Genomic DNA, 12,339 nt, shown 5'->3' with positions numbered 1-12,339 from the left:
CTCAATGGGTTTTGGCGATGTCTGACCGGACTTTCGCCACTTCGCTGGCGCTGACCGCCGCCCCGCTATTGCCCCAGCCGCTGCGCACGAAGGTGGCGATGTCGGCCACTTGCTGGTCGCTGAGCACACCCGCGAAGGCTGGCATGGTGAACGGATGAACGCCTTTGACCTCAGCGGTCTTTCCCCCCGCCAGAATCACATGGATCGAGTTGAGTGCATCACGCGACTCCACCGTAGGGTTGCCCGCCATGGCCGGAAACACGCCTGCGGCGCCTGCTCCATCGTTCTGGTGGCAAACCGCGCAATACTGCGCATAGGCCAGAGAGCCCGCGGAATGCAGGTCGGGTTGCGGCACGGGTGCGACCGGCTGCGGCGCCTTGGGCTTGTTCGGGTCGGCAGGCAATGATTTGAGATAAATCGCCACTGCCTGCAGATCGGCGTCGGTCCAGTACTGCGAGCTGTGGTGGATGACCTCGGTCATGCTGCCCACCGCCGCGCCGCTGCTGTTGCGCCCGGTCTTGAGCAGTTGCACGATGTCGGCCACGCTCCAGTTCCCCAGACCGCCCACGTCATTGCCGCGCAGATTCCTGGCGTACCAGCTTTCAATTTTTGCGCCCGAGAGAAATAGCGAGCCGTTTGCACCGCTGGCGCTCAAGGCCTTTTCCTGCATGCCGATGCCGCGCGGGGTGTGGCAGGCGCCGCAGTGACCCAGACCCTCCGTTAGATAAGCGCCGCGATTCCATTGCGCGCCTTGTTTCGGGTCGGGCCGATAGACGTGATCCTCAGAGACGTACATCCAGTTCCAGATCGCCAACGGCCAGCGTATGGTCAACGGCCAGATCATGGTGGGCGGCTTGTTGGGCTGCGCCACAGGCTTCACGCCCTGCATGAAATAGGCGTAAAGCGCCTTCATGTCTTCGGGCGTGACTTTGGCATATGACGGATAGGGCATGGCCGGATAAAGATATTTCCCGCCGGGCGCGACCCCATGACGCACTGCACGATCAAAATCCTCTAAAGAGTATTTACCGATGCCATAAGTCGGGTCGGGGGTGATATTGCTCGAATAAATCGTGCCCACCGGCAGCGGCATGGGAAAACCGCCCGCAAACGGCTTTCCGCCCTGTACCGCGTGACAGGCGATACAGTCTCCGACCTTGGCCACATAAGCGCCCCGTTCGATTTCCTGCTGTGAAAACTGAGGAGCGGCCTGCGCCAAGCCGACTGCGCCGAATATCAATAGAAACCCAGATAAATAATGAAAACCGGATTTTTTATTTGTGACTTTCATGTGACCACCTCCATATATCCCGCATTTTGTGCAATGCAGCAGTTATGGAGGTAGCTTAATGCGGCGTCCCTTTATTTTTTTGATTCAGCGCAAGAGATGTAAGGGTTGTAACTTTTAACGATGCTGCGGCGCAGCGGGCGGGGCGATGGCGCCCTCGCTGGGCAGCAGATCGGAGCCGAGCACTTCGCGTTCGTCGAACACGAAGCAGCCGCCCTGGTAGTGCGCGGCGCCAACTTGCTCGAAGTATTTGAGGATGCCGCCTTCGAGCTGATAGACGTGCTCGATGCCGCAGTCTTGCATCAGCAACGCGGCCTTTTCGCAACGGATGCCGCCAGTGCAGAAGGTCACCACGGTCTGCCCGGCGAAGTCGGCGGCGTGGTCTTCGACGGCGGGGGCGAATTCGCTGAATTTGCCGATGCGAAAGTCCACGCAGCCGGCAAAGCTGCCGAGATCGCGCTCGAAAGCATTGCGGGTGTCGAGCAGCACGACCGGGCGGCCTTCGTCATCGCATCCGGCGTCGAGCCAGGCCCGCAGGCGCTCGGGCGTCACCGCGGGGGCGCGCCCGGCTTCGGGGCGGATCTGCGGGCGGTTCAGGGTGATGATCTCGCACTTGATTTTCACCTTCATGCGCTTGAAGGGCTGAGTTGCAGAGAGAGATTCCTTCGGGCAGAGGTCGGCCAGCCGGGCGTCGGCGCGCAAGGTGGCCATGATGGCGTCGATGGCGCCGCGCGATCCGGCGAGAAACAGGTTGATGCCCTCGGGCGCGAGCAGGATGGTGCCCTTGATCTGCAGCGCCTCGCACTGCGCCGCCAGCCGCGCCTGCAGCGCGGGCAGGTCGTCGAGGCCGACGAACTTGTAGCAGGAGATATTCACCACGGCGGGCGTGGCGCAAGGAGGTGATGTCATCATGGTGAGGAATTATCCGGCTGTGCCATCATCCGCCCTGCAACCCGACCGCCGACCATGCCCCAATCCGCCCGCCCCAACCAATTCGCCCTGCTCGGCCAGCGCCGTTTCGCGCCGTTTTTCTGGACGCAGTTCGGCGGTGCGGGCAACGACAACCTGTTCAAGTTCGCCTTCACGGTGATGGTGGCTTACCGGGCCGAGGCCGCATCAGCCTTGTCCACCGGGCTGATGGTCAACCTCATCGCCGCGCTTTACATCCTGCCCTTCGTGCTGTTTTCCGCCACCAGCGGGCAACTGGCCGACAAGTACGACAAAGCGGTGCTGATGCGCCGCGTGAAGACGCTGGAAATCGCCATCATGGCGCTGGCGCTGTGGGGTTTCGTCACCGCCAACGTGCCCGCGTTGCTGGCCTGCGCCTTTGGCATGGGCCTGCATTCCACCCTGTTCGGCCCGGCCAAATACGCCTATCTGCCGCAGCATGTGAACAACGCCGAACTCACCGGCGCCAATGGCATGACCGAGATGGGCACCTTCGTGGCCATTCTGCTGGGCAATCTGGCCGGTGGCCTGGTGATGACCTTTGACCGCGGCCCGCTGATCGCCGGGCTGGCCTGCGTGGCCGTGGCGCTGCTGGGCTGGACGGCGGCACGATTCATTCCGCCCACCGCCGCGGTGGACCCGCAGTTGCGCATCAACTGGAACCCGTTCACCGAAACCGCGCGCAATCTGCGGCTGGCCGCCGCCGACCGCACGGTGCTGCAGGCGCTGCTGGCGATTTCGTGGATGTGGTTTTACGGCGTGGCGTTTCTCACCCAGTTTCCGGTGTTCGCCAAGGATGTGCTCGGCGGCAACGAGGCGGTAGCCTCGCTGTTGCTGGCGGTGTTTTCCATCGGCATCGCGCTGGGCTCGGTGGCTTGCGAATGGCTGGCGCGCGGGCGGGTGGAGATCGGCCTGGTGCCGCTAGGCGCCATCGGCATGACGGCGTTCGGCATCGATCTGTATTTCGCCACGCTGCACCTGCCGCACGAAGCCGTGCTGCAAGACGTGCTGCCCTTCGTGCGCGATCCGGCACACTGGCGGGTGATGCTCGACCTGTTTCTGCTCTCGGCCAGCGCCGGGATTTACAGCGTGCCGCTCTACGCCCTGATCCAGCACCACACCCCGGCCACGCATCGTTCGCGGGTGATTGCGGCCAACAACATTCTCAACGCGATTTACATGGTGGTGTGCTCGGGTTATTGCGCGGCGCTGCTGGTGGCCGGGGTGAGCGTGCCCGCGCTGCTGCTGAGCGTGGCGCTGCTCAATGCAGTGGCCGCGCTCTGGCTGATCTGGCGCCAGCCGCTGTACGGCCAGCGCTTTCTGGCCTGGGCGCGGCAAAGGGCGTGATCAAACAGGTTTGACCGACTGTGCGAACATGCCGGAGTTTTTTCCGCATCACGCATGGCTTCCACACCTCCGTCCCACGATCCGCCGCTGTCTGTCAACCAGTTCAAGCTGCTGGGCCAGCGCCGATTCGCGCCGTTTTTCTGGACGCAGTTCACCAATGCGGGCAATGACAACCTGCTGAAGTTCGCCTTCACCATGCTGGTGACCTACCGCGCCGAGGCGCAGACCGGGCTGCCCGCAGGGCTGATGGTCAACCTGATCGCCGCGCTGTATGTGCTGCCCTTCGTGCTGCTATCGGCCACTGCCGGACAACTGGCGGACAAGTGCGACATGGGCGTCATCATGCGGCGCATCAAGACCTTCGAGATTGTCATCATGCTCGCGGCGCTGTGGGGCTTCATTACGGTGAACGTGCCGCTGCTGTTGCTGTGCGTGCTGGGCATGGGGCTGCATTCCACCCTGTTCGGGCCGGTGAAGTTCGCCTATCTGCCGCGCCACCTGCACACGGCCGAGCTCACCGGCGGCAACGGCATGACCGAAATGGGCGGCTTTGTCGCCATTCTGCTGGGCAGCATGATTGGCGGGGTGCTGATGACCTATCCGCAAGGGCCGGTGTTTGCCGGGGTGGCCTGTCTTGTCGTCGCATTAGCCGGCTGGACGATGGCGCGCTTTGTGCCGCGCACCCCGCCGCTGTGCAGCGACACCCGCATCAACTGGAATCCGTTCAGCGCAACGGCGCGCAGCCTCAGGCTCGCAGCGGCCGACCGCCCCGTACTGGTCGCGCTGATCGCCATTGCCTGGATGTGGTTCTACGGCGTGGCCTTCCTCACCCAGTTTCCGATCTTCACCCGCGAGGTGGTGCACGGCAGCGAAGCGGTGGCGTCGCTGCTGCTGGTGATTTTCGCCGTGGGCATCGGCCTGGGCTCGGTGGCCTGCGAGTGGATGGCGCATGGCCGGGTGGAAATCGGCCTGGTGCTGGTCGGCGCCATCGGCATGTCGGTGTTCGGCATCGATCTCTACTTCGCCACCCAGAATCTGCCACACAACGGGCAGCTGCAAACCCTCACCCTGTTTCTGCGCGAAGGCGAGCACTGGCGGCTGATGGTCGATCTGCTGCTGGTTTCGGCCAGCGCCGGGATTTACAGCGTGCCGCTTTATGCCTTCATTCAGCACCGCGTGGCCGAAACCCACCGCGCTCGCGTAATCGCTGCCAGCAATATGCTCAACGCCCTGTTCATGATTGCCTGCGCGGCGTATTGCGCCGTGTTGCTCACCGCAGGCGTGGGCGTGCCGATGCTGCTACTCACCGTGGCCGTGTTCAACGCCCTGGTGGTGGCCTGGTTGGTGCGAACGCAGCCGGTGTACGGGCGGCGCTTCGTCGCCTGGGTGCTGCGCCGGAAAATGGCGGCGGGTTCTTGAGCGCCCGCTGATCTGCTCGGCTGATTTTCATTTCAACCACGGATCCCATTCCAACCCTATAGTCTTTAGTAAGGTGTAAAGTTTGCCTCTCCACCGTACCCGCCCGCGCCGCACCATGCCGATCCCCCAAGCCCGCTTTGAATCGTCCCAGCTCACCATTGGCGAGTTGGCGCAGCGTGCGCAACTGGGCGCGGAAACGCTGCGTTACTACGAACGTCTGGGACTGCTGGCTCCTACGCAGCGCACCGCCAGCGGCTACCGGCTGTACGCGCCGCAGGCCATCGAGCGGCTCGATTTCATCCGTCGGGCGCAGGCGCTGGGGTTTTCGCTGGCGCAGATCGGCGAGCTTCTGGCGCTGCACGCCCGGCCCGAGGCCGATATGGGCGCGGTGCGCACCCTCGTCGCGCAACGAGTGGCCGAGATCGACGCCAAGATGGACGATCTGCAGCGCATGAAAAAAGGTCTGCAGACCCTGCTCGACGCCTGCCCCGGCCACGGCCCCACGGCGCAGTGCCCCATTCTCGGCGCCTTACGAAATGGAGAGCCGACATGAAAGCGCCTACCTCCCCCGCACCAGACTTGGCCGCTTGCCCGGTGGATCTGTCCGATGCGCCGACGCCAGAGCCATCCGGCAAGGCCCCGGCCGCGGGCCAGACCCTGCGGCTCGATGTGGGCGGCATGACCTGTGCCTCATGCAGCGCTCGGGTGGAACGCGCCCTGCGCAAGCTTCCCGGCGTACAAGCCGCCAGCGTCAACCTCGCCACCACGCAGGCCGAGGTGACATACGACCCGCAAGCCGCCACGCCGCAAGCCATTGCCGATGCGGTGAGCGCTGCGGGCTACACCCCGATGGTCGCCGAAACCGCGCTGGACGTGGAAGGCATGACCTGCGCCTCCTGCGTCGGCCGGGTGGAGCGCGCGCTGCGCAAGCAGCCCGGCGTGCTGTCGGCCACGGTGAATCTGGCGGTCAACCGCGCGCAGGTGCGTTATCTGCCCGCCATGCTCGACGCCCAGGCGCTGGCGCAGGCCGTGGTGGATGCGGGCTACGGCGCCCGTCTAGTGCAAGAGGGCGATGCCGCCGCCGAAAACGCCAGCGCGGCCGCCCACGCCCGCAATCTGGCGCGCATGCGGCGCGGCTTGCTCCTCGCTGCCGCGCTGGCGCTGCCCGTGCTGCTGCTGTCGATGTTGCCCATGCTCTGGCCCGCACTCGACGCCGCGCTGCTGCGTGCCTCACCCGTTCCGCGTTTTTGGGACTGGGTGCAGTTCGTCTTCACCAGCGCCGTGCTGTTCGGCCCCGGACGGCGGTTCTTCCGCACCGGCGCCATCGCCTACCGCCATCTCTCGCCCGACATGAATTCGCTGGTCGCCACCGGCACCGGCGCGGCATGGGCTTACAGCACGCTGGTGCTGCTGGTGCCGCAATGGTTTGCCGCCGAGTCGCGGCATGTGTATTTCGATTCCGCCGCGGTGGTGGTGGCGGTGATTCTGGCGGGCAAGTATCTGGAAGAACTGGCCAAGGGCCGCGCTTCCACCGCCATCCACAAACTGCTCGGGCTGCAGGCCAAGCAGGCCACCCGTCTTGACGCACAAGGCGCAGAGCAACAAGTCAGCCTCGCCGCGCTGCACATCGGCGACCGCGTGCTGGTTCGCCCCGGCGAGCGCATCCCGGTGGACGGCAGCGTGATCGAAGGCGACAGCCATGTGGACGAATCCATGCTCACCGGCGAGGCCGTGCCGGTGCGCCGCAAGCCGGGCGACCGGGTGGTGGGCGGCACGGTCAACGCCGAAGGCCGGTTGGTGATCGAAGCCACCGCGCTGGGCAAGGACACCGTGCTGTCGCAGATCGTGCGGCTGGTGGAAAGCGCGCAGACCGGCAAGCTGCCGGTGCAGCGCGTGGCCGACCGGGTGGTGGCCGTGTTCACCCCCGTGGTGCTGCTGATCGCCGCCGCCAGCTTCGCCACGTGGCTGGCGCTCACCGGTGACGTGAGCGCGGCTCTGGTGGCCGCAGTCGCCGTGCTGGTGGTGGCCTGCCCCTGCGCCATGGGTCTCGCTACCCCGGCGGCCATTCTGGTGGGCAGCAGCCGCGCGGCCGAAATGGGCGTGCTGTTCCGCAAGGGCGAAGCGCTGGAAGCGCTGTCCCGCATCGACACCGTTCTGCTCGACAAAACCGGCACCGTGACTCTGGGCAAACCCGCGCTCACCGCGCTGCACAGCACGCTGGATGACACCGCGGCGCTGCGACTCGCCGCCGCGCTGGAAGCCGACTCCGAGCACCCCCTGGCCCGCGCCGTGCGCGACGCCGCCGCGCAACGCGGCCTGACCCCGCCCGCCGTGCAGAACTTCGCCGCCATTCCCGGCTACGGCGTGCGTGCCACCCTCGACGGTCACACCCTGCTGCTGGGCGCGCGGCGGCTGATGGAGCGCGAAGGCATCGCGCTGAATACCCTGGGCGAGCAGGCCGACGCGCTCGAAGCCCAAGGCCAGACCGCGGTGTTTCTGGCGCAAGATCAGAAGTGCATCGCCGTGCTGGGCATATCCGATCCTCTCAAGCCCGAGGCCGTCGCCGTGGTGCAGGCGCTACGCCAGCGCGGCCTGGCCATCGCCCTGGTCACCGGCGACGCCCGGCGCACCGCGCAGGCCGTGGCCGATGCGCTGGGCATTCAGGACGCCCCCGCCGCCGAGCCGCCTCAAGGCGGGGGCAGCCCCCTCGGGGGGCAGCGAGCGCATGCGAGCGTGGGGGTCTTCGTCCATGCCGAAGTCTTGCCGCAAGACAAGGCCCGCGTGGTCGCCGAACTGCAGGCGCAGGGGCGGCGCGTGGCCTTCGTCGGCGAAGGGCTGAACGACGGCCCCGCACTCGCCCAGGCCGATGTGGGCCTGGCGCTGGCCAGCGGCACCGACGTCGCCATCGAAGCCGCCGATGTCAGCCTGACTCGCGGCGATCTCGCCGCGCTGCCCAGCGCCATCGACACCGCCCGCAGCACCCTGCGCACCATCCACGGCAATCTGTTCTGGGCGTTTGCCTACAACATCGTGCTCATTCCCCTGGCCGCTGGAATCGCCGCGCCCTGGGGCGTGCACCTGCACCCCATGCTGGCCGGAGTGGCCATGGGGCTGTCGTCGGTCTTCGTGCTCGGCAACAGCCTGCGCCTCAAACGCCTTTCCCCCTGGCAAGCGCCAGTCTCTAGGCCAGCCGCACAATCCCCCGCACTCTCTCCCCTGACTCACACCCCCTGAAAGGATGTTTGAAATGCCCTCCATCGTGTTTTCCGCCCAAGCCTGCTGCGCCTTCGACGACGCCATCACCCGCACCACCGAGGCGCTAAAAGCGCAGGGTTTCGGCATCATCAGCGACATCGATGTCTCGGCCACCCTCAAGGCCAAGCTCGGCGTCGACAGGCCGCCCTATCGCATCCTCGGCGCCTGTGCGCCGGGCTATGCCATGAAAGCGCTCGACTTCGATCCGCACATCGGCGCGCTGCTGCCCTGCAATGTGGTAGTGCGTGAAGACGTGACCAATCAGCAGATCGTGGTCGACTTCATGAACCCCACCTCGGTGCTCGGCCTGATCGACAAACCCGAAGTGCACGCCATTGCCAAGGAAGTCTGCGAAAAGCTGATGAAGGTACGCGACGCCCTCGCCCAACCCGCCTGATCTCTAGCCACCACAATAGGAGAAAAACTCATGAACACCGTGCAACTTCAAGTCACCGGCATGACCTGTGGTCACTGCGTCGCCGCCGTGACCAAGGCGCTCAAATCCGTCCCTGGCACGCAGGACGCGCAGGTCGATCTGGCCAGCGGCCGCGCCACTGTGCAGGGTAGCGCCGCGCCCGAAGCGTTGGCCAAGGCTGTCGCCGATGAGGGCTACGGGGTGACGCTCAAGGATTGAATCCTCGCCTCACCGCTTACCGCAGCATCGGCCACAGCGTGGCGAGCAACAGCGCCGCCATGCTCAGGTTGAACACCTTGACGCGCCGTTGTTCAGTCAACAAATGACGCAGCTTGGCGCCCCCCAGCGCCCAGACGCTGATGGTCGGCAAATTGATCAGGCTGAACAGCGCGGCTACCGCCAGCACCAGCGAGAAATCGTTGCCTGAACCCGGCACATAGATCGAGAACACGCTGAGCGCCATCAGCCACAGCTTGGGGTTGACCCACTGGAACGCGAAGGCGCCGACGTAGCGCATGGGGCGTGCCGCGCGCGCTGCAGAGCCGTTTGGCGGCGACGCGCTGGCAATGCGCCAGGCCAGATAGAGCATGTAGCCCGCGCCGATCCATTTCATGGCGACTTCGGCCCAGGGCCAAAGGGAAAAGAGTTCCGCCAGCCCCAGACCCACGCTGACCAGCAGAATCAGCGCGCCGGAGCTGATTCCCAGCAGATGGGGAATCGACGCCCGAAAGCCAAAATTCGCACCAGACGCCAGCAGCATCAAATTGTTCGGCCCCGGCGTGACGGAGGTGACAAAGGCGAACAGCGCCAGGGCAGGAAGGTTGCTATTCAACATGGCTTTTTGCGCAACGCGGACATTGCCTAATTTTGGGTGGACGATGCCCTCACTGTAGGCAGTGCCACGCCAAAAAAACAGATGCAGCATGCTGCCATCTGTACCGGCACAAAATAAATTTTCTGCAATCTGTATTGGCTAAATCGCCCGCCCTCTGTACGGTGTGGCGCACGTCAATCTCTGCCATCATGCGGGCATGAACTCCGATCCTGACACCCCGCTCTACCTCACCCTTGCCGAGCGGCTGGCCGGGCTGGCTGCGTCGGGCTCGCTGCGACCGGGTGCGCGACTGCCGTCGGTTCGCGCCTTGTCGGAGCAACAGGGCGTTTCCGTGTCCACCGCGGTGCAGGCTTACCGCACGCTGGAAGATCGCGGCGTGATCGAGGCGCGTCCAAAGTCTGGCTTTTTCGTGCGACGTGCGCGCAACCTGCCGCCTGTGCCCGCCACCACGCGCCCTCCCGCGCGAGCCGTCGCGGTGGAAACCAACGCCATTGCCGACGCCGTACTCGACGCTGCGGGCGACCCGGCCTACACGTCGCTTGGCGCCGCCACCGCCAGCGAAGACCTTTACGCGGTCGAGCGGGTGCGCCGGGCCCTCGCGCGCAGCGCACAACGGCACGCAAGCAGTCTTGGCGTCTATGCCACAGCGCCGGGCATTGCGCCGCTGCGGCAAGCCATCTCGCGCCGCGCACTGGAGCTGGGCTGCAATCTGGATCACCGCAACGTCGTCGTCACCAATGGCTGCATGGAGGCCATCACCCTGTGTCTGCGCGCGGTCACGCAGCCGGGCGATGTCATCGCCATTGAATCGCCGACTTACTTTGGCTTTCTGCGCGCCATGCAGGTCTTGGGTCTGCGCGCGGTGGAAATTCCCATGCAGCCCGGCATTGGGCTCTCGCTCGAAGCCCTGGAGGTCGCGCTGGACACGCAGCCGATCAAGGCGGTCGTCGCCGTGCCGACGCTCTCCAACCCTCTGGGCACCATCATGCCCGTGGCGAGCAAAAAACGTCTGGCGGAACTGCTGGAACAGCGCGGTATTCCCTTGATCGAAGATGTGATCTGCAACGACCTCGCCCCCACCGAGGAAGACCGACGCGCCGTGCGTTCATTCGACCGCAGCGGCAATGTGATGATCTGCGGCTCGTTCGGCAAAACCCTGGCGCCGGGCCTACGCGGCATCGGCTGGGTGGACGCGGGACGCTGGAGCGGACAGGTCGCCAACCTCAAACGCGCCCTCAGCGGCGGCGGCAGCGCCGTGATCGAGTGGGCCGTGGCCGAGCTGCTCGAACAAGGCGGCTACGACCAGAGTCTGCGTCAACTGCGGCGCAGCTTCGCCGACCAGATCCACATCGCCCGCCAGATCATCGCTGCTGCATTCCCGCCGGGTTCGCGGGCGACCGACCCCGCCGGAGGCTTCATCCTCTGGATCGAACTGCCCAAGTCCGTCGATGCGGTCGCGCTCTATCAACGCTGCATCGAACAACGCATCGTCATCGTCCCCGGAACGCTGTTCACCACCTCCACCCGATATCGCAACTGCCTGCGGCTCAACGTCGGCGGACGCTGGACAGCCGAGCGGGAAGAAGCCTTGCACGCGGTCGGACGCATGGCAACGCAACTGGCTGCCGGTTAAGAGAACCTCCGAGCCGTCAACGCGTTCGACCGATCACACCCCGCGCGCCCGGTCGGCGTGGAACTGAGCGACGAAGGACTCGAAAGCCTCGGCGTCGAGCGCGGTGCGCATGCCGCGCATGAGTTGCAGGTAGTAGTGCAGGTTGTGCGTGGTGGCCAGCATGCCGAACAGCATTTCGCCGCAGCGGTCGAGATGGTGCAGGTAGGCGCGCGAGAACTGTCGGCAGGTGGCGCAGGTGCAGGTGTCGTCAATCGGGCGTTCGTCCTGCTTGAAGCGGGCGTTGCGGATGCGCAGATCGCCGAAGCGGGTGAACAGATGGCCGTTGCGCGCATTGCGCGTGGGCATGACGCAATCGAACAGGTCGATGCCCGCGCTCACGCCATCGACCAGATCTTCGGGCGTGCCCACGCCCATGAGGTAGCGCGGCTTGTGGGCGGGCAGGCGGGGGGCGGTGTGGCGCAGCAAGCGCAGCATGTCGTCTTTCGGCTCGCCCACGCTCAGGCCGCCGATGGCGTAGCCGGGCAGATCGAGCGCGGCGAGGCCGTCGAGCGAGGCGTCGCGCAGCGGCTCGAACATGCCGCCCTGCACGATGCCGAACAGAGCGTTGGGGTTTTCCAGCCGCGCGAATTCGGTCTTGCAGCGCGCGGCCCAGCGCAGCGACAGTTCCATCGATTCGCGCGCCTCTGCTTCGGTCGTGATGTGTTTTTGCCCGGCGCGATCGACGTCGTAAGGCGTGCATTCGTCGAACTGCATGACGATGTCGGAGCCCAGCACGGTCTGAATCTGCATGCTCACCTCGGGGGTGAGGAACAGCTTGTCGCCGTTCACTGGTGAGGCGAAACGCACGCCTTCCTCGCTGATCTTGCGCATCGCCCCCAGGCTCCACACCTGAAAGCCGCCGCTGTCGGTGAGGATGGGCGCGTCCCAGCCGATGAAGCGGTGCAGGCCGCCGAACTGCCGCACCACGTCGAGCCCCGGGCGCAGCCAGAGGTGAAAGGTGTTGCCCAGAATGATCTGCGCGCCCGCCGTTTTCAGGCCATCGGGCGTGATGCCTTTAACGGTGCCGTAAGTCCCCACCGGCATGAACTGCGGGGTGTCGATGACACCGTGATTGAGGGTGAGCGTGCCGCGGCGGGCCTGGCCTGCGGTGTGGTGAACGGTGAATTGCAGCATGGGCGACATTGTTTCAGACTTGCCGT

The 12,339-nt window shown here is 65.4% G+C and carries 11 protein-coding genes; 7 read left to right on the top strand and 4 right to left on the bottom strand.

All coding sequences use genetic code 11. The features are described from left to right. Window position 1: 1 nt before the first annotated feature. Both BIO17B3_RS10960 and BIO17B3_RS10955 read right to left on the bottom strand, forming a co-directional pair. Complete coding sequence (locus BIO17B3_RS10960) at window positions 2–1,291, bottom strand: cytochrome c (RefSeq protein WP_156054089.1); 1,290 nt, start codon at window positions 1,289–1,291, stop codon at window positions 2–4. Window positions 1,292–1,405: 114 nt separating this feature from the next. Continuing rightward, on the bottom strand, window positions 1,406–2,197 hold the full coding sequence (locus BIO17B3_RS10955) for a sulfurtransferase (RefSeq protein ID WP_156055279.1): 792 nt from the start codon (window positions 2,195–2,197) through the stop codon (window positions 1,406–1,408). A gap of 57 nt (window positions 2,198–2,254) precedes the next feature. Here BIO17B3_RS10955 and BIO17B3_RS10950 point away from each other — a divergent pair, with 57 nt between their 5' ends. The 6 genes from BIO17B3_RS10950 to BIO17B3_RS10925 all read left to right on the top strand — a co-directional run bounded on the left by BIO17B3_RS10950 (window position 2,255) and on the right by BIO17B3_RS10925 (window position 8,891). After that, complete coding sequence (locus BIO17B3_RS10950; protein ID WP_156054088.1) at window positions 2,255–3,583, top strand: MFS transporter; 1,329 nt, start codon at window positions 2,255–2,257, stop codon at window positions 3,581–3,583. 54 nt (window positions 3,584–3,637) lie between these two features. Continuing rightward, complete coding sequence (locus BIO17B3_RS10945; RefSeq protein ID WP_156054087.1) at window positions 3,638–5,002, top strand: MFS transporter; 1,365 nt, start codon at window positions 3,638–3,640, stop codon at window positions 5,000–5,002. Window positions 5,003–5,117: 115 nt separating this feature from the next. Next, window positions 5,118–5,555, top strand: coding sequence for a heavy metal-responsive transcriptional regulator (locus BIO17B3_RS10940; protein ID WP_156054086.1), 438 nt, complete (start codon window positions 5,118–5,120; stop codon window positions 5,553–5,555). After that, window positions 5,552–8,236 carry a heavy metal translocating P-type ATPase gene (locus tag BIO17B3_RS10935; RefSeq protein WP_156054085.1) on the top strand — a complete coding sequence of 895 codons (2,685 nt, stop codon included), beginning with the start codon at window positions 5,552–5,554 and terminating at the stop codon, window positions 8,234–8,236. The genes BIO17B3_RS10940 and BIO17B3_RS10935 overlap by 4 nt, the downstream gene beginning before the upstream one ends. Before the next feature lie 13 nt (window positions 8,237–8,249). After that, window positions 8,250–8,654 (top strand): DUF302 domain-containing protein, encoded by a 405-nt coding sequence (locus BIO17B3_RS10930; protein ID WP_156054084.1) that lies wholly within the window; start codon window positions 8,250–8,252, stop codon window positions 8,652–8,654. A 30-nt stretch (window positions 8,655–8,684) separates the two neighbouring features. Further along, a complete protein-coding gene (locus BIO17B3_RS10925; protein WP_156054083.1) occupies window positions 8,685–8,891 on the top strand; it encodes a heavy-metal-associated domain-containing protein in 207 nt (68 codons plus the stop codon). Window positions 8,892–8,907: 16 nt separating this feature from the next. Here the strand turns inward: BIO17B3_RS10925 and BIO17B3_RS10920 are convergent, their stop codons facing one another. Then, complete coding sequence (locus tag BIO17B3_RS10920) at window positions 8,908–9,507, bottom strand: LysE family translocator (RefSeq protein WP_156054082.1); 600 nt, start codon at window positions 9,505–9,507, stop codon at window positions 8,908–8,910. A 196-nt stretch (window positions 9,508–9,703) separates the two neighbouring features. On the opposite strand from BIO17B3_RS10920, the gene BIO17B3_RS10915 reads away from it, so the two are divergent. Then, window positions 9,704–11,140 carry a PLP-dependent aminotransferase family protein gene (locus tag BIO17B3_RS10915; protein ID WP_156054081.1) on the top strand — a complete coding sequence of 479 codons (1,437 nt, stop codon included), beginning with the start codon at window positions 9,704–9,706 and terminating at the stop codon, window positions 11,138–11,140. Window positions 11,141–11,173: 33 nt separating this feature from the next. On the opposite strand, the gene tgt is transcribed toward BIO17B3_RS10915, so the two are convergent. Further along, the gene (gene tgt, locus BIO17B3_RS10910; protein WP_156054080.1) at window positions 11,174–12,313 is read right to left on the bottom strand and encodes a tRNA guanosine(34) transglycosylase Tgt; all 1,140 of its coding nucleotides are present in this window, start codon (window positions 12,311–12,313) and stop codon (window positions 11,174–11,176) included. Window positions 12,314–12,339: the final 26 nt, after the last annotated feature.

Source organism: Thiomonas sp. OC7, from assembly GCF_900634595.1.
In the GTDB taxonomy this organism is placed as follows: Bacteria; Pseudomonadota; Gammaproteobacteria; order Burkholderiales; family Burkholderiaceae_C; genus Thiomonas; species Thiomonas arsenitoxydans.
This window is presented reverse-complemented; position numbering and strand designations above follow the sequence as displayed.